Origin of the sequence: Acinetobacter sp. AL9, assembly GCF_041464035.1 — a bacterium.
Classification (GTDB): domain Bacteria; phylum Pseudomonadota; class Gammaproteobacteria; order Pseudomonadales; family Moraxellaceae; genus Acinetobacter; species Acinetobacter towneri.
Genome location: NZ_JAYFSK010000017.1, coordinates 1 through 20,808, shown reverse-complemented (window position 1 = coordinate 20,808; position 20,808 = coordinate 1). Strand labels below are relative to the sequence as shown.

The following is a 20,808-nucleotide window of genomic DNA, read 5'->3' as shown; positions in this document are numbered from 1 at the left end:
TGCGAATTAGACTTATAGCCAAGCTTTGGTGTCATCTGCCACAGGCGTGCCTTGGGTCACATGCATAATCATGGCATGGGCGATACTGCCTTTAAATGGAATATCAGGCAGTTGATCAAACTTAAAGAACTGTGCATCACGAATTTCTTCTTCCTGTAACTGAATTTCACCGCCTGCATATTCAGCTTTAAAGGCGATCATTAAGTTACTTGGAAAAGGCCACGGCTGGCTGGCAAGATACTGAATATTTTTAAGTTGTACGCCAACTTCTTCAAAAGTTTCACGACGTACTGCTTCTTCGAGTGTTTCACCCACTTCAACAAAGCCTGCGATTAAACCGTAAATGGGCAGTTTATTGCGTGCATTACGCGCCAATAAGACTTCATCTTCACCACGAGTAATCACGGTAATGACACATGGATTTACGCGCGGATATTGGTGATAGCCACAAGCTGGGCAGACCATGGCATATTGAGTCGCATGGACTTCGGTTTTATGACCGCAATGGCTGCAGAATTTGTGGTTGCGACGCCATTCGAGTAACTGAATAGCACGGCTGGCTTGTTCAAACTGTTGGGTGTTCCAGACTTGTAAAAGTTGTCGGATAGGCACCAGTTGAAAGCCTTCAGGAATGGATTCATCTTCAAGCAGATCTCGGGCAATCACTTGATCACCCGAGCTAAAACTTAAATCACTTGCCAACTTTTCCACACGTGGTAATTGGAAGTTTTCATCGACCAAAAGTTGTTGTTGCTGAAAAATATATGCAAGTGAGAGTTCAGTCATTAGGCTACAGTTTTCAATTTTTCACTACTGTCCAATGCTACCTTAAACATGCTTTGTAGAACAGGTTGTTTGTTCTTTAAATTGTCAATCAGCATGTCTGCACTGGCAAGCGTATCTAAGATATTGTTGACTTGTTCAGCAGTTAAGTTTTGTCCTGCTTCGACTTGTGCATGCACAAAATCTGCAGATACTTTCAGTGCTTTTTGACCACTTTCAGCATTCAAGAACAACATTGCCCCTGCAACTTCACGAATTTGCGCTGAAGTATGCTCTAAATCTGCAACACTTTGAGTTTGTAGGTGCTGTGTCAGTGTTTGCGTGATTAAGTCAATCAGTAACTTGGTTTCAGTCAGCAAGGCTTCGTGTGCTTCATCTAAACGATCTAGCGAAATGTTCATGTTATTTACACGTAACTGCAAACGGCTAGAGGTGTGGTGACGTTCAAGCACACCGATTGAGTTCATGGCCGATAAAATCACGTTCATTAATTGCTGGGCAAAGTTTTCATCTTTGAGTAATTCAGGACGGCTTAATGATTCAGCTTGGCGTTGTAAGTCCAAATGCGCTTCATTTAAGTTCAAGACTTTAAACAAGTTTGCTAACTCTGTTAATTTGCCTTGTAATTCCAGCGTTTTTTCAGGACTCATGTTTTGATAGTTGTATTCAATATCATTGCGAATTTGTGTCATTTCTGTGGTGACCAAATCGCTAATGGTATGCATGGTGTCAAAATCTGGACCATATAAATGACGGCTGAATACTTGGAGCTGCATGTCGGTGAGTAAGTCTTCACCAATATTCATTTGACTGCGAATATGTTGAGAAATTTCATCTTCTTGACTAATACACAGGCTCAACACATTCGCAAGATCAGACAAGCTGGCGGTAAAGCTTTCTGGCGTAGCAAAGTATTGACGCATATTGTGCTCAATACTAATAAAAGTACGCAAACGTGGCTCATTCAACAACAAGTTATCAATATGGTTAAAGGCAACGTGTACTAAGCCCCAATATTGCTGACTCGGATGTTGTTCTGCCAAACCTGCCAAATACGTTCCTACCAGTTTAATCGCTTGAAGATCCATGGCAGATTCTTCTTGCTTGAGCAGCTTATGTAATGACAGTTTATATAAGCGATGCACATAAGCCGACTTTTCTAAAGAAGGCACTTGCGGCAATTGGAAACTTGGAGTGATGCAGTCCAATAAAGTTTCAATATGCTGACCTTCCTGAGTCAATGGTTTACCCAATGCCAATTCTAAACGGTTTAAAGTGTCGAGTAGGAATTGTGGAATTTTAACTTCACGTAGGCAAATAAACTCAATATAACGCTTGAGCATGGTGGTGCCTTCGCTAAGTGCAATGACTTCCAGCGTGTTGATATTGCTTGGATTCCCCATAATTTTACGCATCAGCTCTGCTGAGTATTGCGCAATTTTTGCCAAGCTTTCCATATCAATTAAGGCTAAAACCTGAGCACACTGTTCAAACTGATTCAGTGCATCATCAATCCCAAAAGGCAAAGTTTGATCTTCTGCTAAGGTGCTTACTGCGGATTCAACCAGTTTGATAGAATTATCAACCTCATTTTTTATTATCAGTAAGGCAGTTGGATCAAAATGTATAGAGGTTTGGTAAGACATGGATCTGCACCTTTCCTAGTGTTTTATCTGTTTGTTGGTTCTTTGCAAAATACACAAAGTCCTATTTGCTTTAACTATAACTGAACTGGCAAATCTTTAAATACATAAAATTACAAAACTCGTAGATTTTATTTGGCAAAAAAGCAAGGTTTACCGTGTTTTTCTTCAAATTGTTTGACCCAATTCTCATGTGCAGCCAATTCTTCTTCTGATGGCAGAATCACAGCAAGATCAATATCAATGCTTAAACGATCACTTTGACGTTGCTGTTCTTCGCTTGCAGACAGAGCATCCATATCAAAGGCGACTTGTCCGCCAGTCATTGCCAAGTAAACATCGGCTAGAATTTCAGCATCTAGTAATGCGCCGTGGAACGTACGGTCACGCGCAGGAATTTCATAGCGTCTGACGAGCGCATCGAGTGAGTTTTTTTGCCCAGGATGCTTACTTTTTGCCATGAGCAGTGAGTCGGTCACTTCGCATACTTCGGACAAATTGCCCAACCCCGCACGACTGAACTCCATATCTAAGAAGTTCATATCGAAGGTGGCGTTATGCGCAATAATTTCTGCACCTTTAAGATATTGATACAGCACATCGGCAATTTCGGCAAACTTGGGTTTGTCTTTTAAGAACTCATCTGAAATACCGTGAATGTTTTCTGATTCACCGACCAGTTTTTCAGGCTGAATATAAATGTGGATGGAACTGCCCGTGAGTTTACGGTTAATCATTTCCAGCGCACCGACTTCAATAATTCGGTCACCATCTTGATAGTAAAAACCTGTGGTTTCAGTATCTAGAATCAATTGGCGTGGACCATGTAAGCTTAGCGTGGCAGGGGTAATCACAATGTGTGGATGATTGGAAAGATCATTTACTGCTGCTGTATCGGCTTCAACGGCATTGATTGCAGTTTCAATTGTTGTTTCTGTTTCTGTTTCTGTTTCTGTTTCTGTTTCTGTTTCTGTTTCTGTTTCTGTTTCTGTTTCTGTGGCTAGGCGTGTGGTTGGCGTCTGCATTATTTCAAGATCGACCTTGACCTGATGATTGTTGTGTACGTCGATTTCTACAGGACGATGCAGCGTACTTGTTTCAATTTCTACATCTTCTTCGATCAAGTCAAAACCAAACGGGTCATCGAGCAACCAGTCAGATTCCGCTTTTTTTTTATCATGTTCTGCTATGTCTACTGCCGATGTGATTAAGGTTGCATTGAGGGTTGGGTTTGAGTCTGCGGTTTTTAACATTTTGCTGACTTGATCTGCACCCACATTGGCGAGTTGATCTGCCATTTCATTACCTGCATGTCCTGCGTGACCTTTAATCCAGTGCCATTCAATTTCACGACCTTGACAGACCGCATCTAATTTTTGCCAAAGGTCAGGGTTTTTGACATCTTTCCAGTTTTTCTTTTTCCAACCGTGAATCCACTCGGTAATGCCTTGTTTGACGTAATTGGAGTCAGTCCAAATAATCAGCTTGGCATCCATTGGGCAAAATAAAATGCCTTCAATCGCTGCAGTCAATTCCATACGGTTATTGGTGGTTTGAGCTTCGCCACCATATAATTTATGTTCTTCTTGTTCAGTAACAATATACGCACCCCAGCCACCCAAGCCAGGATTACCACGACAAGCACCATCAACATATAAAGTGATTGTTTGAGACATAAATCAGATCCGCAGGTTGTGCAAAATAAATCAAAATGAAAAGCTATTGTATATCGCAAATTCGGTTTAGACGTGTAAATCCTGTCTATTTTTTAATTTCTTGTAACATTTATAGACGAAACGCGCTAAATTAATGCCTTGTGTCGTTGTCTAGCTCTACTACAATGGCAAGTCTAAAAAATAATTTATATACGAGTTGTTTGGATTTTTTTATGTATAAACCAACCACGCGCATGTGGCAGCCGACTTTACCTTCATTTTTAAAAATTACAGTTTTAGGTTCAGCATTGGCTGCCCTTGGCTTGATGACGGGCTGTAGCTCGACGCAGGGTGCGAGCAAGCCACTCACTTCAAGTCAGGTCGGTTCGGGTTATTTAGATGCCAGTACTTTAGATGGTCTGGAAGATTTACTCTCTGCAACCGATATGCGCGCGGTAGAAGGTGACCGTTTATTAATTTTAAAACACGGTGATGTCTGGAAGCGTATGACCGTTGGTTTCAAAATGGATTTAAACCATTGGAACCCACGTATTGAAGCGCAGCGAGGCTGGTTTATTTCACGTCAACCGTATTTGGATCGTTTAAGTGCGCGTGCGTCACGTTATTTGTATCACACGGTTAAAGAAGCTGAACGTCGTGGTATGCCAACTGAATTGGCGTTGTTACCTGTGATTGAAAGTTCCTATGACCCTGCAGCAACCAGTAGCGCAGCTGCCGCAGGTTTATGGCAGTTCATTCCAAGTACAGGGCGTATTTACGGCTTAAAACAAACTTCGATGTACGACGGTCGCCGAGATGTCGTGGAGTCGACTCGTGCTGCCTATGAGTTTTTGGGCAGTTTGTATAATCAGTTTGGTTCTTGGGAATTGGCATTGGCGGCTTATAACGCAGGCCCGGGTCGTATTCAACAAGCCATTAACCGCAATAAAGCTGCAGGTTTACCAACCGATTATTGGTCTTTAAAACTGCCGCAAGAAACCATGAACTATGTGCCGCGTTTCTTGGCGGTAGCACAAATTATTAAAAGCCCGCATGCTTATGGCGTGTCTTTACCCCCAATTGCCAACCGTCCACACTTCCGTGAAATTAATGTGGGCGCGGTGAATTTAAATGATGTGGCCAATATTACCGGTCTCAGCCGTGCCGAACTGTATTCGCTTAACCCTGGACATCGTGGGGATCGGATTGACACCCAAAGTCCAATGCGTATTTTGATTCCTGCAGATTTAAGCCCAACAGTCGATGCACGATTGAAAAAACTACAAGGTGGTGGCGGTTTATGGGCAAGCAATAGCAGCAACACACCATCGTTTTCATCTTCTGGTGTGACCATTACACCATCTAAATCTGAGCCACCTGCGTTAACGACTAGTACAACAACCAGAACGACTACAGGCAAGCCTGCTGCCTCTACGGCAGTCACAACTACCACTACACCAAGCACGGCATCGACTACAGCCAGTGTTTCAAAACCAGCAACGACTACGCCTACACGTTTGTCACGTACCCCACAAGGTTCGGACGCTTTGGCAGCATTTGCTGCGGGTAGCGATATTCCAAGTGCGCCGCGTATTCCTGTTGCTGTTACACCTGCTGCCAATATTCAGCCTGTGCGGATTGAACCACCAATTTCCAATACTGAGCGTGAGCAAATTCTTGCAGCAGTGCAGGCAGAAGGTAGCAATAAAACTGTAGAAGAAGTGTTGCAGCCTGTGGCTTCTAAAGCAGAACAAGAACAACTTGTGGCTGAGTTAAAACAAATTGCGCCTCAAGGCACTGAAATTGTTGATCCATACGATGGCAAAATTAAGCTGACCGCTATTCAGACCAGTCTGTCTGTTGCAGAGCAGCAAGGTAAAGAATTAACCAAAGGTTTTGCTTACCCGAAAAGTGTGGCAGAAAATACGCGCCTAGATTCAGAAGAAGCAAAGCGTAACCAAGGTAAGAATTATGTGCGTACGGAGTCTGAAGTGGTGGTCGTACCACCAAAAGGCAAACGTACCACGTACACCGTGTTAGCGGGGGACACCTTGGCCAGTATTGCTATGAAAAATGGCTTGAACTGGCGTGATATTGCCAAGTGGAACCAAATTGCTCCAGATGCAACTTTGTATGTGGGCACCAGTATTTATTTATACGACGCCAAGCCACAAGTACAGGCAGAGCCTGCTAAGCCAAAAACCATGCCTGAGCAATACGTGGTGCAAGCCAATGATACCTTAACAGGTGTCGCCAGTCAGTTTGGTTTAACTGTAAAACAATTGGCAGATTTTAATAACTTAAGCACCACCAGTGGCTTATTTGTAGGGCAGCGTCTAAGTTTAAAAGAAACGGCTGCATCTAAAGCCAAAGCAGAAGCCGACAAAAAAGCCGCAGAACAGGCTGCAAAAATCGCAACCAAAACTTACGTAGTGAAGCGTGGCGAATACTTAAAACTGATTGCAGACCGTTATGCCTTGTCAAATCAGGAATTGGCTGATTTAACTCCAGGTTTAAACGCGAACAGTAGCTTATTGGTTGGGCAACGCATTAATGTGCCTGTAAATGAAGTGACTGCACAAAAAACGGAAGCGAGCAAAGCTGAAGCCAGTAAGTCAGAAACAAAAGCAGCAGAGCCAAACTATCCGACTGAAAACTACCAAGTACAGCGTGGTGATACTTTATCGAGCATTGCCAACCAAGCCAAAATTTCTTTGGCAGAGCTCGCCAGTTTAAATAATATAAGCACGCAAAGCGGTGTGCGCATTGGTCAAATCCTCAAAGTGCCTGCAGGTGTCAATGTGCCTGAGCGTTATACGGTACAACGTGGCGATACCTTATCGGCGATTTCGACAAAATATAATCTCAGCCAAGACTATATTGCAGACTTAAACAATCTAAGCCGTAACAGTGGTTTAAGAGCAGGACAAATTCTTAAACTCACGGGGGATGTTCCTGAGAAAAAAGCCCAAGTTGAAGCGGTGGCTGAAACCACCAATGATATTCACGTGGTCAAAGCAGGGGAAACTTTAAGCAGTATTGCGCGCCAATATAAATTGCAATTGAATTATTTGGCAGAGCTGAATGATCTTTCACGTACTGCCAATGTCCGCATTGGACAACGCTTAAAAGTCGATGCCAGCGCTGCAAAAAATGAAGTAAAAACAGAGGTCGTAAGTGCTGCGAAAAGCAGCAGTAGTAAAGCCACCGAAACTTATACCGTTAAAAGTGGTGAGTCTTTAAATTCGATTGCCAGCCGTGTGGGTGTGTCGGTTGCAGAATTGGCGAGTTTAAATAACTTAACGCCACGTTCAGGTTTACGCATTGGACAAAATATTCAAGTTCCCAAAACCGTAACTGAATATAAAGTGAAACGTGGGGATACGCTGATTGGCTTATCCAGTCGTTATGGCATCGACACCAAAGCATTGGCAGATTTAAATGATATGCAGCCAAATACTCAATTGCGTATTGGCGATGTGATTAAAGTCCCGAATCTGTAAAGTTTAATCCTGAGGATGTCATGTTTTGACGGCATCCTCAGGAATACTGCACAAGGAGCTGTGTGCATGTCATTTGCCATAAAAAAGACACACCAATATCTGGGCTGTATTTTAGGTTGTGTGGTCTTGCCGCAGTTTGGATGGGCTGCGTTACAAACCACGCCCTATATTGCCGTACATAGCCAGCCTCAGTATGTGGGGCGCTCGGCTATGCCTTATGCCAACCCGCAAGCGCCCAAAGGTGGCGATTTAATTCGTGCCAGTAATGGCACTTTTGATAATTTAAATGACATGAATGGCAAGGGCAGCTCAACCGATGGGGTGAGTTTTATATTCGATTCACTCATGAGCAGTTCTTTAGATGAGCCGGGGGTGATGTATCCCTTATTGGCAGAAAAAGTCAGCTATGACCCCAAGCAAACTGCATTTGTCATTTTTCATTTAAATCCTAAAGCTAAATTTAGTGATGGCAGCCCAGTTACAGCAGATGATGTGAAATTCAGTTTTGATGCTTTTCAGACCAAGTCTAATCCAGGTTTGCAAATGTATTTATCCGATTTAGATAAAACCACGGTCTTGTCTAAGCATCAGGTTAAAGTCAGTTTTAAATCCACTAACAATGCAGAAATGCCGCTGATTTTGTCGCAAATGCCAATCTATTCTAAAAAAGACTGGCAAAAGCGTGACTTTACCCGCATCACACTAGAACCGATTTTAGGTTCAGGGCCGTATCTTATTGAGCGGATTGATGCAGGGCGCAGCATTACTTATAAGCGTAATCCAAATTATTGGGGCAAAGATTTACCCGTAAATAAAGGGCGCTATAATTTTGACCGCCTGAAGTATGTTTATTATCGCAATCTGGATATTGCCTTCGAAGGGTTTAAGTCGGGGCAATACACGTTGCATGAAGAATATACCGCACGAAAATGGGTCACTGAATATCGTTTTCCTGCTGTGAATGCGGGCATGGTGGTCAAGCATAAATTTCAGCACCAAAACCCAATTCCGACCCAAAGTTTTGTTTTTAATACCCGCAGACATGCGTTTCAGGATATTCGTTTTAGGCAGGCTTTAACCTACGCTTATGATTTTGAATGGCAAAACAAAGCCTTGTTTTATGGGCAATATCGCCGTTTGCAAAGTTATTTTTCTAACAGTGAATTAGAAGCCAAAGGCACACCTTCAGCCGCAGAATTGTCTGTTTTAAAACCCTATTTGGCCAAGCTGCATCCTATTCAACGCCAAGGCGTATTGCAAAATTGGCAGTATCCTGTGACTGATGCCAGTGGCTTTAACCGTAACGGCTTGCTTAAAGCCCGTGAATTGCTTTTGAAAGCGGGTTATCGTTTTCAGCAAGGTAAATTGGTCGATGCCAAAGGCAAAGCCATTCAAATTGAATTTTTAATTCATCAGGATGGTTTGCAACGCACATTAGTGCCTTTTGTGCGCAATATGAAACGTCTGGGCGTTACGGTAAATATTCGGCATGTCGATGTGCCGCAATATATTGAACGCATGCGCCGTGCCGATTTTGATATGACCACCAGTGTCATGCCGCAATCTTTAAGTCCAGGCAATGAGCAAGCACAGCTTTGGAGTAGTGCTGCCGCAGATCAACCAGGAAACTATAATTACGCAGGCATTAAAAACCCAGTAATTGATGAAGTGGTACAACAGTTGATTCGTGCGCCTAATCGTGAACAATTGATTGTGCGTACCAAAGTTTTGGATCGTTTATTGCGTGCGGGGTATTATCAAATTCCAACCTATGGCAAAGGTGAAAACTGGTATGCCTATTGGAATATGTATCGTCAGCCCGCCATCAAACCTAAACTATCGGCAGGAATTGATTATTGGTGGAGTGATGCTGCCCAAGCCAAGAAAGTTGCACATTATTTACGTCAACAATAACGATTTTAAAACTCAAGCATGACAGTGTTTGCGATAAACCAGAACATTGCCAAAAGGTAAGTACATGGGCACATACATACTCAAAAGATTGCTCCTGATTATTCCAACCTTGTTTTTCATTTTATTGATTAACTTTGTGGTGATTCAAATTGCACCGGGCGGTCCAGTCGAACAGGCGATTCAGCAAGCCGAAGCCTTTCAGGGCATGGGGGCGACAGGCGGTGAAACTGCTGCAACCTCCAATAGCAGCAATTATCAAGGTGCTAAAGGTTTAAGTGATGAAATGGTCGCAAAAATCGAAGCGCAATATGGATTCGATAAACCTGCACATGAACGCTTTTGGCAAATGCTCACCAGCTATGTGCAGTTCGATTTTGGCACCAGCTTTTTTAAAGATAAACCTGTGACCCAATTGTTATGGGAAAAATTACCTGTATCGCTATCTTTAGGTTTATGGAGCACCTTGCTGATTTATTTAATTTCTATTCCTTTAGGCATTAAAAAAGCCCGTCAGCATGGCTTGTTGTTTGATAAAGCCACTTCTATTTTGTTGGCAGTCGGTTATGCCATTCCTGCGTTTGCCTTTGCTATTTTACTGATTGTATTTTTTGCAGGCGGTTCATATTTTCAGTGGTTTCCTTTACAGGGTTTGGTGTCTGAAAACTTTGCTCAATTGAGTCTGTGGGGAAAAATCACCGATTATTTTTGGCACATGACTTTGCCTTTATTGGCGATGGTGATTGGTGGTTTTGCAGGGCTGACCTATCTGACCAAATATTCATTTATGGAAGAATTAAACAAACAATATGTGTTGGCGGCACGTTCTAAAGGTCTTACTGAATCGCGTGTGTTATATGGGCATGTGTTTCGTAATGCCATGCTGATTGTGATTGCAGGTTTACCCGAAGCGTTGGTGAGTATTTTCTTTGTTGGGAATTTATTCATCGAAATTATTTTTAATTTAGATGGATTAGGCCTGCTTGGTTTTGAGGCGATTGTACAGCGTGATTATCCTGTAATTTTTGGTACTTTGTTTATTTTTACCTTATTGGGCTTAATTCTACGCTTAATCAGCGATGTGTTATATCAGGTGATTGACCCACGTATTAGTTTTGAATCGCGAGGGGCAAAATAATGTCACCGATCATGCAGGCGCGTGTGCAGCGTTTTAAACAGAATAAATTGGGTTTTGGTTGTTTCATTGTCTTTATCATTATTTTTGTGTTGTCTTTGGCGGCAGAACTGATTGCCAATGATAAACCGTTATTGGTCAAATATGAGCAATCTTTATATCTGCCAGTGTTCAAGGCTTATCCTGAAACGACCTTTGGCGGTGTATTTGAAACCGAAGCAGATTATAAAGACCCAGTGGTGCAACAACTGATTGCAGACCGAGGATGGGCAGTTTGGCCGCTCATTGAGTTTTCTTACCAGACCCCGAATTTAGATTTGGCCGTTCCTGTACCTTCTGCACCAACTGCACAAAATTGGCTAGGTACAGATGACCAAGGGCGCGATGTGTTGGCGCGAATTTTATATGGCTTGCGTGTATCGCTGTTATTTGGCTTTGCATTGACTTTTGCATCGGCAGCTTTGGGCATTTTGGTCGGGGCAATTCAGGGCTACTATGGCGGCTGGGTCGATTTAATTGGTCAGCGCGTTTTAGAGGTGTGGGGCGGTTTACCGATGCTGTTCATGGTGATGATTTTGGTCAGCATGTTTACCCCAAGTGTGTATTGGCTATTTGTGATTATGCTGTTATTTGGCTGGACGACACTGGTCGGCTTGGTTCGAGCAGAATTTTTACGCGCCCGAAATTTTGACTATGTCCGTGCAGCGCGAAGTTTAGGCGTAACCGATCGTACCATTATGTTTCGGCATATTTTACCCAATGCCATGAGTTCGAGTTTGTCGCAGTTGCCATTTATGCTAACCGCCAATATTACAGCTTTAACTGCACTGGATTTTTTAGGTTATGGCTTACCGCCCGATGCAGCATCTTTAGGTGAGTTGCTGTTACAAGGCAAAAATAATTTAAATGCACCGTGGTTAGCGTTGTCAGGCTTTTTTACCTTAGCGATTGTGCTGTCCTTGTTGATTTATATTGGAGAAGCGACCCGTGATGCATTCGATCCAAGACGTTAAACCTTCAAATGCGTCACAGCCTGCAGTATTGCTAACAGTCAGTCATCTGCGTATTCAGCAGCAACAGGTTTTATTGCACGATTTAAACTTTGAGCTGCATGCAGGCGAAACCATTGCTTTGGTTGGTGAAAGTGGTTCTGGAAAATCTATTAGTAGTTTGGCATTGCTGGGTTTATTGCCCGAACATTTACAGGTGCAAGGTCAGGCAGTCTTTGCAGAACAAGATTTACTTCGCCTTAAACCGCAACAATTGCGACAAGTTCGTGGTCAAAAAATTGCCATGATTTTTCAGGAACCAATGACGGCTTTAAATCCGTTGCATCGAGTGGAAAAAATTATTGGTGAAAGTTTATTACTCCAAGGTTGGAGCAAAGAAAAAACGCGTGCCCGGGTGCTGCAATTACTTGCAGATGTCGGCATTCCACAGCCTGAAGAAAAACTAAAGCGTTATCCACATGAATTATCTGGGGGGCAACGTCAGCGAGTGATGATCGCAATGGCGTTGGCACTCGATCCCGACATTTTAATTGCTGATGAACCAACTACGGCTTTAGATGTGACTTTGCAGGCGCAGATTTTGGATTTATTAAAAAGCCTGCAAGTGCGTCGTAATATGGCCATGATTTTGATCAGCCACGATTTGAATTTAGTCAAACACTATGCAGATCGGGTAATTGTAATGAATCAGGGGCGGGTCGAAGAACAGGGCAGTGTGGCAGATATTTTTAATAGACCGCAGCAAGCCTATACTCAAAACTTGTTGAATCATGATTTTGGTGAAGCTTTGCAGGTTGATGAGTTGCCGACCATTTTGGAGTTGGAGCAGGTTGCTGTGAAATTCCCGATTAAACAAGGCTTGCTGAATCGGGTTAAAGATTATGTGGTTGCGGTTGAGCCGTTAAGCTTGCAACTTCCGCAAGGTCAATCTATTGGTATTGTCGGTGAAAGTGGTTCGGGTAAAAGTTCATTGGCACTTGCAATTGCACGATTGATTGAAAGTGAGGGAAAAATTGAACTACTTGGGCAAGATCTGAATCAACTGAATGAACGCCAATTGCGTCCCTTACGTCAGCAGTTTCAAATTGTATTTCAAGACCCGTTTAGCAGCTTAAATCCACGTTTAAATGTGGAGCAAACCATTGGTGAGGGTTTGGCATTGCAACAATTGTCCAAGCCTGAAATCATCCAGCGCATTGATGAAGCTTTAAGCAAAGTGGAATTGCCTGTGAGTTTTAAACAACGCTATCCGCATGAATTGTCGGGTGGGCAACGTCAACGGATTGCATTAGCACGCGCGTTGGTGCTGCGTCCTAAACTGTTAATTATGGATGAGCCGACTTCTGCCTTAGACCGTACCACGCAACGTGCTGTCGTGCAGCTGTTACGCCGTTTGCAGCAGCAAGAACAGATGAGCTATTTGTTTATTAGCCACGATTTGCAAGTGGTGAAAGCACTGTGTCAAAAAGTGTTGGTGCTGCATCAAGCGAAAGTCATGGAATTTCAAGATACTGTACAGTTATTTAGCCATCCGCAAACAGAATATACCCGTCAATTGATTGCTGCCAGTGAGTATTAAACCTTCAATATTTTTAAACAGCTATTTCGGCTGGCTGACTTGTTTTACCATTTTGACAATAAGATTTGTCAAAATGGCATTGACCTGTTCCGAAAAATCTTTAGAGTAAAAAAGACCAATAAAACACAATACGGAACAGTGTATGAGCCATCTTGCCGAAACAATTCAGATTCGTAATACCATGTTTAAAAATCGCATCATTAAAGGCGCGATGAGTGAGGCGCTTGCCAACACGGCAGGGCAGCCGAATAGCCTGCATTTAGGTCTATATGAAGCATGGGCAAAAGGTGGTTTGGGCTGTGCCATCACTGGCAACGTAATGGTCGATTTACGTGCCAAAAATGAACCGGGTGTTGTGGGAATTGAATCAGACCGAGATATAGAAAAGCTCAAACAGTGGGCAGAAGTTGGTAAACGTTATGGCATGGTGCAATTGGTACAGTTGTCACATCCTGGGCGGCAATGTCCGAAAGGTTTGAATAAAGAAACGGTTGCACCTTCGGCTGTGCCTTTTAGTCCAAGTTTAGCTTTGAGTTTTGGTACACCACGTGAACTACATGAAGATGAAATCCTCGATATTATTCAGCGTTTTGCCAAAGCTGCACAGATTTGTGAGCAAGCGGGCTTTGAAGGGATTCAACTGCATGGTGCGCATGGCTATTTGATCAGCCAGTTTTTATCGCCACTGACCAATAAACGCCAAGACCAATGGGGCGGCAATATTGAAAACCGTATGCGCTTTTTGATGCAAATTTATCAAGCGGTACGTGCAGCGACCTCAGACAATTTTATTGTATCAGTCAAACTAAACTCTGCAGATTTTCAACGTGGCGGCATCACTGAAGAAGAAGTGATTAGCGTGTTTAAAGCCATGGATGAAGCAGGTATAGATATGATTGAAATTTCAGGTGGTACTTATGAAGCACCCGCGATGGCAGGCTCTAAAGCTGATAAACGTAAACCAAGTACCATTGCCCGTGAAGCCTATTTTTTATCTTTTGCGGAATTGATTCGCAGTCAGGTGAAATGCCACTTAATGGTGACAGGTGGTTTTAGAACGGTAGTTGCCATGAATGCTGCTTTGGACAGTGGTGCATGTGACTTTATTGGGATCGCCCGACCATTTGCGGTAGAAACCGATTTAGCCAACCGTTTGTTGGCGGGTCAAGATGTACGTTACGGGGTCGATAAAATTAAAACTGGTATCCCGATGATTGATAAAATGGCAATTATGGAAATTATTTGGTATGCCGCGCAGTTCAAAGCAATTGCACAAGGCAAGCGTCCAAACCCGAAACTCTCGCCTTTAAAAGTCTTTTTCAAATATTTAAAAGGCAATTTAACTGCGGTGATTAAAGGACAGGTCAACTCACGTAAATCAGCTTGATTCGTATTTTTCAAACCTCAGTGGACGGATTCAAAGCTTAAACTATGGTTTTTGAATCAGTCCGCACAGATTGAAATATAAAACTAATGCGTTAGATAGCAAAAAGCCCAAGTCATATTGATTGGGCTTTTTGTGGAGATGTAAACATCTTGAATATGGCGTCCCTACGGGGATTCGAACCCCGGTTACCGCCGTGAAAGGGCGATGTCCTAGGCCTCTAGACGATAGGGACAAATAGAAGTTTATATTTTTAAACCATGTAACAACCAATGCAGTTGTTGAGAATATGGCGTCCCTACGGGGATTCGAACCCCGGTTACCGCCGTGAAAGGGCGATGTCCTAGGCCTCTAGACGATAGGGACTTAAAAAAATATCTACTTCTGAAATTGGCGTCCCTACGGGGATTCGAACCCCGGTTACCGCCGTGAAAGGGCGATGTCCTAGGCCTCTAGACGATAGGGACGTTTCAGAGGTGGGCGTATAATAGGGCGTATAAGGGGGGGTGTCAAACGCTTTTCTGCAATAATTCTGAAAAAAATGTTCAACTGAATAAAATTAAAACTATTCTGCTGTCGTGATACGTTTGAAGCGGTAAAAATCATGCTTTTCAAGTTATTTTTAAATGGACACATTTATTAGAGCAGCATGATTTTCTTTGTATTTTGCAGTATTCATTGCTAATCAACACAACTCAAAAAACAAGGCAATCCGAAGATCGCCCCTATTATTTTACATCATCGCTAAAAAAGCATTATGATTTTTTGTGATAAATCATGTAATAACAGAGATAGCACAACACAATAAAAATCATACAGCCAATAAAACCTGCCAGCATTTCAGGGTCAAACACCATACTTAAGCAAGTAATAAAACAGAACACAAAACCTAAAATAGGCACTATTGGAAATAGCGGTGCAGCAAAACCTAAGTCCTGCACGGTTTTACCTTGTTTATACCATTGGCGACGGAAGTTAAACTGGCTTAAACAAATGCTCATCCAGACCACGACCATGGTAAATGCAGCCACACCCAAGAGGTTTTTAAAGATGGTTTCAGGCGCAAATTGTTCAGACAATAAACCTGGCATTGCACCGAGCATGGTGACCATGACTGCAATATAAGGAATACCACGCGCATTCACCTTAGAAAAAATCTGTGGTAATTGCTTTTGGTGTGAGAGCGACCACATCATTCGTGAAGCTGCAAATAAACCTGAGTTCGCTGCAGAGAGTAACGCTGTGATAATCACAAAACGAATAATATCTTCCGCATAAGGAATACCAATCTGATTAAACACCGTTACAAAAGGACTGCTGCTTACACCTTCTGCAGCCAAACCTGCAGCCTGATGTGGTAGCAAGGCACTAATCACCACAATGGTACCTACAAAGAAAATCAACAGACGGAAAATTGCGGTATTGATTGCTTTAGGCACGTTTTTGGCAGGGTCTTTGGTTTCACCTGCGGCAACACCAATCAACTCTGTACCTGAAAAGGCGAAATTAACAATTAACATGGTGGCAAAAATAGGGAATAGCCCTTCAGGAAACCAACCTTGTGCGGTTAAATTGCTAAATAAAGGTGCAGAGGTATAACCTTGATAAGACACAGCACCTAAAATTGCCATTAAACCCAAAACGATAAAGGCAATGACAGTCACGACTTTGACCAAAGATAGCCAAAACTCAGATTCTGCAAACAAGCGCGTGGAAATCATATTCAAACCAAATACAACGCCACCAAAAATCAGTGTCCAAATCCACATGGAAATATGCGGGAACCATTCCTGCATTAGCAACGCAGCGGCGGTAAATTCTGTGCCTAAAGTGACCGACCACGTGAGCCAATATAACCAAGTGATGGTATAGCCCGTGCCAGGTCCAATATATTGTTTGGCGTATGCCCCAAATGAACCTGAAACAGGCATGTGTACGGCAAGCTCGCCCAAACACAGCATCACCATATAGGCAATTAAACCACCAAAAATATAAGCGATGATGGCGCCAACGGGGCCTGTTTGTGCAATGACTTCACCTGAGCCTAAAAATAGACCTGTGCCAATAGCACCGCCCAGTGAAATCATAACCAAATGTCGAGTGCTCATCGCACGTTTTAAAGGCATAGTATTGCCTTGATGCACAGCATCATTTTGATGATTCGATGACGGCATAAGTGATAGGAGAAAAAATGAAATGAAGCGAAGTATTGTAGAGAAAAACTACAAATCTGCAATCTTGAAATAATAAATTTGGATTAGAAATGATCGTATAGCACGATAAATGGCGTCCCTACGGGGATTCGAACCCCGGTTACCGCCGTGAAAGGGCGATGTCCTAGGCCTCTAGACGATAGGGACGTTGCGAGGTGATGCGTATATTATGAATTTTTAGCGACAGTGTCAAACCTGAATCTAAAAAAACTGCCGCACTATTTGTTATTTGCTTAAAAAATAATACATCTTTAAAAATAAATCAGTGCATGTAAATTTGAATACGGTGCATCATTTTAATGATCAGGGGTTTGATATTGCTTTTCAGTGGTTGTTGTTTGTGTGGCTGCGGGTTGAGTGCTTGGTTTAGGTTGAGCAGGCTCACGATTCACAATATAAAGATACAACGCAGAAGGCGCGAGAATGACCAAAACCAAGACAATTTTTTTCAACATGGCAGAATCAATAACACAAATTGGAATATTGCCATTATAACCAAAGCCAGCTCAAAAGACTGCATGCATAAAAGCTGATTCGCAGTAAAAATCATTTTGATGCTCAGTCTTGTGGTTGAAAAGCACGAATCAAAACCACAACACTAAAAAGAAAACAGGACGACAAACGCAGTCTGTCATCCTGTAAACATCTCAATGTTCGAGTACAAATCGTATTATTGATCTGTGTTGAGTAAGTTCTCTACCATGTGCGGCGCAAGTTTATTTAGAATAAAACAAAACAGCTCTGCAGTTTTTTGCGTATCGTATAAAGCTGAATGAGCTTCTTTGCCATCAAACTCAATACCTGCCTGAATGCATGATTTTGCCAGCACCGTTTGACCAAACATCACCGCACTTAAAGTCACTGTATCAAACACTGAAAAGCTGTGGAATGGGTTTTGGTTTTTCGTGCCTGTGCGGGCAATGGCTGCTTGTACAAAGCCTAAATCGAAATGCGCATTGTGACCGACCAAAATGGCATGGGTACAATTCTGTTGGCGACGCACTTCATTGACTGATTTGAAAATCCGTTTTAATGCGGTTTTTTCATCTTCAGCCATAGCCATACGCATAGGGTTGAAAGGATCAATCCCAATAAAGTCCAACGAACGACGGTCTAAATTTGCCCCTTCAAACGGGTTGATATGCGCATGATACGCTTCACCTGGTACAAATTTGCCATCCGCATCATAAATAATTGGAATGGCAGCAATTTCCAACAAAGCATCGGTTTGGGCATTAAAGCCTGCGGTTTCCACATCGACCACCACAGGCAAAAAACCACGAAAACGTTGCCCCATCACGGGCAAAGTTGTATCTGTCACACTTTTCTCCATTGAATGGTTTTACCCGCATATAACGGAATAATTTGTTCACCATCCAAGTAGTCTAAACTGGTTGGAATGATTTGCTCTTCTTTCACCAAAGTAATGGTGTTGGTATTACGCGGCAAACCATAAAAATCTGCACCAAAGAAGCTTGCAAAGCCTTCTAAGCGGTCAATACGTCCAACTTGATCAAAAGCTTGTGCATAAAGCTCAATTGCCGTAGGCGCACTATAGCAGCCTGCACAGCCACATGCATTTTCTTTGGCATTTTTTGAGTGCGGTGCGCTATCTGTCCCTAAGAAAAATTTAGGATTTCCGCTAGTTGCGACTTCTAATAAGGTTTGTTGATGGGTTTGACGCTTTAAAATAGGCAAACAATAGAAATGCGGTTTTACGCCACCTACTAACATATCATTACGGTTAAATAATAAATGTTGTGGGGTAATGGTTGCTGCGACATTACGGCCTTGTTCTAAAACAAATTGCGCTGCTTCAGAGGTCGTAATGTGTTCAAGCACCAATTTTAAGTTTGGAAATTGTTGTAATAATGGTGAAAGCACTTCATCTAAGAAACGTTTTTCACGGTCAAAAATATCGACATGATTGTGCGTGACTTCGCCGTGCAGTAATAATGGCACTTGTTGTTCTTCAAGTTGCTCAATCACCGCATATACTTTACGAATGTCGCTCACCCCATTGTCTGAATTGGTGGTCGCGCCAGCAGGGTAAAGTTTAATGGCATTCACATGCGCAGAGGCTTTAATTTTCTTGACTTCTTCGGGAGAGGTTTGATCGGTAAAATACAACACCATACGCGGATCAAAATTTACACCTTCAGGGACGTGTGCCATGATGCGTTCACGATACGCTTCCGCTTCTTCTACCGTTTTTACTGGTGGAACAAGGTTAGGCATACAAATTGCGCGTGAAAATTGCTTGGCAAGATCGGGAACAGTACGTTGTAGTGCTAAACCATCACGTAAATGAGCATGCCAGTCATCTGGCTGGATAAGAGTAATCGTATTCAAGGCGCTGCCAGTCTGAAAAATAAAACAGATGATAATCTATAAATGTTAAAATGGTAACGTCGAAAGCCATAAAAAATAGAAATGCCTGAATTAATTGTTTCGACATTGTGTTATTTTTAAACCACTAAAAAAATTATATTCAGGTTGTTACAGTTTTGCTGTGCAACAATCGTGATTAAATGGAATTTAAAGCATCCATGGAATACAAATATAAGTTAGCCAAGCTACAGTACGACAAAGAAAAAAATGAAGAGTTGATTAAACGTCAACGTAAACGTGCGGGGCAGGTTTTTCCGAAACAACTGGAAGTTGAGTTTTGGCAACAGCATCTTGAACAAGCTCGGCACAACATTAACCAATATTTTTGGTCGGGCGTACTCATCTACTTTATTATCACCGTGCTGATGATTACTGGGGATTATTGGATTATTGATCGTAATTTTTTTAAACACGATTTTATCCACTCTTTACTAGGCTTGGTCAATGGCGCGTTTTGCTTACTGACCCTGTTCTTTTTTGCCCATTATAAAATTTTGCGCCCGTATTATGCCTATGCCGCCATGGCTATGATTTTTTGGGCCATTGTGTCGATGACCTGGCTGACCATGACGGTGCATACCGAAGTGTTTAGACACCAAGCCATGATGATCATCAGCATGATTTATATTATGGGTTTTGTACTGACGGGGGTGAAGCCGTTTCACATGCTGCTGACTGGGTTAATGGCGGCTGTGGTTGCCATGATTATGCTATTAACCTTGTATATTCCAATTGATGTGATGGTGATGGGGCGGGTGTTGGTTGGCAGTACGGTAGTGGGTTTTTTAATCAGTAAAATGCTGTGTACCCGTGAGCGGATGATTTTTTTGGTCATGCACCAAGCCCGACTTAGTGAAAAAATTAACCGTATTCATGCTGAAGAATTGTTGCATTTAAGTCAGCATGACGCGCTGACTAAAGTATCCAACAGACGTACTTTTGATGAAATGCTGGACAGCTATTTCGAACAGGCACGGCATGATGAAGTGCCATTGTCTTTACTCTTTATCGATGTCGATTTTTTTAAAAAATATAACGATCATTATGGGCATCAAAAGGGAGATGAAGTCATTTCAGCGATTGCCAAATCCATTAAAGACTCAATTCGTCACATGGATTTTGTTGCGCGTTATGGTGGTGAAGAATTTGTGGTGTTATTGCCAGAAACCGATGCGCATGGTGCGTATGCTGTGGCTTCCAATATTTTTAAAGCGGTTGAGCGTTTAGCGATTCCACATAGTCAATCTTTGGTTGACAGTAATGTCACCATCAGTTTGGGCTTTACCGTCTATAAAGGTGAGGCGGACATTTTTAAAAGCGATTTCTTACAACGTGCAGACCAAGCCTTGTACCGTGCGAAACAGTTGGGACGTAATCAAATTTATTACCACACTTTGCAGGTGGAAGAAGTGCTGTAAATTTTTCTATCTCCAAGTGAAAGAGGACTCCACCCGTCAGTCAGGGTGGAGGTGAGTTTCACAAATTTCAACCTTGTTGATTCTGAATATATTGTTTGATTATTTCCAAAGGCGCACCACCACAAGACCCTGCAAAATATGATCTTGACCATAAAACAGGTTTTGTATAATTCCCTCTCAAGT

The 20,808-nt window shown here is 42.5% G+C and carries 15 protein-coding genes and 4 tRNA genes; 7 read left to right on the top strand and 12 right to left on the bottom strand.

Annotation, left to right across the window (positions count from 1 at the left end):
• Window positions 1-12 precede the first annotated feature (12 nt).
• The 3 genes from nudC to dnaQ all read right to left on the bottom strand — a co-directional run bounded on the left by nudC (window position 13) and on the right by dnaQ (window position 4,102).
• A complete protein-coding gene (gene nudC, locus ACEO2X_RS06040) occupies window positions 13-786 on the bottom strand; it encodes an NAD(+) diphosphatase (protein ID WP_096902169.1) in 774 nt (257 codons plus the stop codon).
• The gene (locus tag ACEO2X_RS06035; protein WP_096902171.1) at window positions 786-2,429 is read right to left on the bottom strand and encodes a chemotaxis protein; all 1,644 of its coding nucleotides are present in this window, start codon (window positions 2,427-2,429) and stop codon (window positions 786-788) included. Before ACEO2X_RS06035 ends, nudC begins: the two co-directional genes overlap by 1 nt.
• A 128-nt stretch (window positions 2,430-2,557) precedes the next feature.
• Complete coding sequence (gene dnaQ / locus ACEO2X_RS06030) at window positions 2,558-4,102, bottom strand: DNA polymerase III subunit epsilon (RefSeq protein ID WP_371971229.1); 1,545 nt, start codon at window positions 4,100-4,102, stop codon at window positions 2,558-2,560.
• A gap of 212 nt (window positions 4,103-4,314) precedes the next feature.
• Between dnaQ and ACEO2X_RS06025 the strand changes: the two genes are divergently transcribed.
• The 6 genes from ACEO2X_RS06025 (at window position 4,315) to ACEO2X_RS06000 (ending at window position 14,606) form a co-directional block, all read left to right on the top strand.
• Window positions 4,315-7,584: a LysM peptidoglycan-binding domain-containing protein gene (locus tag ACEO2X_RS06025; protein ID WP_371971228.1), complete on the top strand. Its 3,270-nt coding sequence runs from the start codon at window positions 4,315-4,317 to the stop codon at window positions 7,582-7,584.
• A gap of 66 nt (window positions 7,585-7,650) precedes the next feature.
• Window positions 7,651-9,498, top strand: coding sequence for an extracellular solute-binding protein (locus ACEO2X_RS06020; protein ID WP_004972660.1), 1,848 nt, complete (start codon window positions 7,651-7,653; stop codon window positions 9,496-9,498).
• 64 nt (window positions 9,499-9,562) lie between these two features.
• A complete protein-coding gene (locus ACEO2X_RS06015) occupies window positions 9,563-10,633 on the top strand; it encodes a microcin C ABC transporter permease YejB (RefSeq protein ID WP_371971226.1) in 1,071 nt (356 codons plus the stop codon).
• Complete coding sequence (locus ACEO2X_RS06010; protein ID WP_178319206.1) at window positions 10,633-11,643, top strand: ABC transporter permease; 1,011 nt, start codon at window positions 10,633-10,635, stop codon at window positions 11,641-11,643. The genes ACEO2X_RS06015 and ACEO2X_RS06010 overlap by 1 nt, the downstream gene beginning before the upstream one ends.
• Window positions 11,621-13,219: an ABC transporter ATP-binding protein gene (locus tag ACEO2X_RS06005; RefSeq protein ID WP_371971247.1), complete on the top strand. Its 1,599-nt coding sequence runs from the start codon at window positions 11,621-11,623 to the stop codon at window positions 13,217-13,219. The genes ACEO2X_RS06010 and ACEO2X_RS06005 overlap by 23 nt, the downstream gene beginning before the upstream one ends.
• Before the next feature lie 142 nt (window positions 13,220-13,361).
• Window positions 13,362-14,606, top strand: coding sequence for an NADH:flavin oxidoreductase/NADH oxidase family protein (locus ACEO2X_RS06000; RefSeq protein WP_004972669.1), 1,245 nt, complete (start codon window positions 13,362-13,364; stop codon window positions 14,604-14,606).
• Window positions 14,607-14,762: 156 nt separating this feature from the next.
• Here the strand turns inward: ACEO2X_RS06000 and ACEO2X_RS05995 are convergent.
• The 8 genes from ACEO2X_RS05995 to pyrC form a co-directional block, all read right to left on the bottom strand.
• Window positions 14,763-14,838 (bottom strand) — tRNA-Glu (locus tag ACEO2X_RS05995).
• Window positions 14,839-14,893: 55 nt separating this feature from the next.
• A tRNA-Glu gene (locus ACEO2X_RS05990) sits at window positions 14,894-14,969 on the bottom strand.
• 25 nt (window positions 14,970-14,994) lie between these two features.
• Window positions 14,995-15,070 (bottom strand) — tRNA-Glu (locus ACEO2X_RS05985).
• A gap of 288 nt (window positions 15,071-15,358) precedes the next feature.
• On the bottom strand, window positions 15,359-16,777 hold the full coding sequence (locus ACEO2X_RS05980; protein ID WP_371971224.1) for an amino acid permease: 1,419 nt from the start codon (window positions 16,775-16,777) through the stop codon (window positions 15,359-15,361).
• 110 nt (window positions 16,778-16,887) lie between these two features.
• A tRNA-Glu gene (locus ACEO2X_RS05975) sits at window positions 16,888-16,963 on the bottom strand.
• A 149-nt stretch (window positions 16,964-17,112) separates the two neighbouring features.
• A complete protein-coding gene (locus ACEO2X_RS05970) occupies window positions 17,113-17,271 on the bottom strand; it encodes a hypothetical protein (protein WP_004972674.1) in 159 nt (52 codons plus the stop codon).
• A gap of 215 nt (window positions 17,272-17,486) precedes the next feature.
• Window positions 17,487-18,149 carry a ribonuclease T gene (gene rnt, locus ACEO2X_RS05965; RefSeq protein ID WP_096902181.1) on the bottom strand — a complete coding sequence of 221 codons (663 nt, stop codon included), beginning with the start codon at window positions 18,147-18,149 and terminating at the stop codon, window positions 17,487-17,489.
• The gene (gene pyrC / locus ACEO2X_RS05960) at window positions 18,134-19,168 is read right to left on the bottom strand and encodes a dihydroorotase (RefSeq protein WP_004972678.1); all 1,035 of its coding nucleotides are present in this window, start codon (window positions 19,166-19,168) and stop codon (window positions 18,134-18,136) included. Before pyrC ends, rnt begins: the two co-directional genes overlap by 16 nt.
• A gap of 197 nt (window positions 19,169-19,365) precedes the next feature.
• On the opposite strand from pyrC, the gene ACEO2X_RS05955 reads away from it, so the two are divergent.
• Window positions 19,366-20,625: a GGDEF domain-containing protein gene (locus tag ACEO2X_RS05955; protein ID WP_096902183.1), complete on the top strand. Its 1,260-nt coding sequence runs from the start codon at window positions 19,366-19,368 to the stop codon at window positions 20,623-20,625.
• 67 nt (window positions 20,626-20,692) lie between these two features.
• Here ACEO2X_RS05955 and ACEO2X_RS05950 read toward each other — a convergent pair.
• Window positions 20,693-20,808, bottom strand: a 116-nt coding sequence (locus tag ACEO2X_RS05950; protein WP_180006011.1) for a transposase, incomplete at its 5' end; no start/stop codon positions are given.

Bases quoted from the DNA above. Each gene is read 5' to 3' on its own strand.
- ACEO2X_RS06025 (WP_371971228.1), top strand. From the start codon at position 4,315: ATGTATAAACCAACCACGCGCATGTGGCAGCCGACTTTACCTTCATTT.
- dnaQ (WP_371971229.1), bottom strand. From the start codon at position 4,102: ATGTCTCAAACAATCACTTTATATGTTGATGGTGCTTGTCGTGGTAAT.
- nudC (WP_096902169.1), bottom strand. From the start codon at position 786: ATGACTGAACTCTCACTTGCATATATTTTTCAGCAACAACAACTTTTG.
- rnt (WP_096902181.1), bottom strand. From the start codon at position 18,149: ATGGAGAAAAGTGTGACAGATACAACTTTGCCCGTGATGGGGCAACGT.
- ACEO2X_RS06020 (WP_004972660.1), top strand. From the start codon at position 7,651: ATGTCATTTGCCATAAAAAAGACACACCAATATCTGGGCTGTATTTTA.
- ACEO2X_RS05955 (WP_096902183.1), top strand. From the start codon at position 19,366: ATGGAATACAAATATAAGTTAGCCAAGCTACAGTACGACAAAGAAAAA.
- ACEO2X_RS05970 (WP_004972674.1), bottom strand. From the start codon at position 17,271: ATGTTGAAAAAAATTGTCTTGGTTTTGGTCATTCTCGCGCCTTCTGCG.
- ACEO2X_RS06000 (WP_004972669.1), top strand. From the start codon at position 13,362: ATGAGCCATCTTGCCGAAACAATTCAGATTCGTAATACCATGTTTAAA.
- ACEO2X_RS06035 (WP_096902171.1), bottom strand. From the start codon at position 2,429: ATGTCTTACCAAACCTCTATACATTTTGATCCAACTGCCTTACTGATA.
- ACEO2X_RS06005 (WP_371971247.1), top strand. From the start codon at position 11,621: ATGCATTCGATCCAAGACGTTAAACCTTCAAATGCGTCACAGCCTGCA.
- ACEO2X_RS05980 (WP_371971224.1), bottom strand. From the start codon at position 16,777: ATGCCGTCATCGAATCATCAAAATGATGCTGTGCATCAAGGCAATACT.
- ACEO2X_RS06010 (WP_178319206.1), top strand. From the start codon at position 10,633: ATGTCACCGATCATGCAGGCGCGTGTGCAGCGTTTTAAACAGAATAAA.
- ACEO2X_RS06015 (WP_371971226.1), top strand. From the start codon at position 9,563: ATGGGCACATACATACTCAAAAGATTGCTCCTGATTATTCCAACCTTG.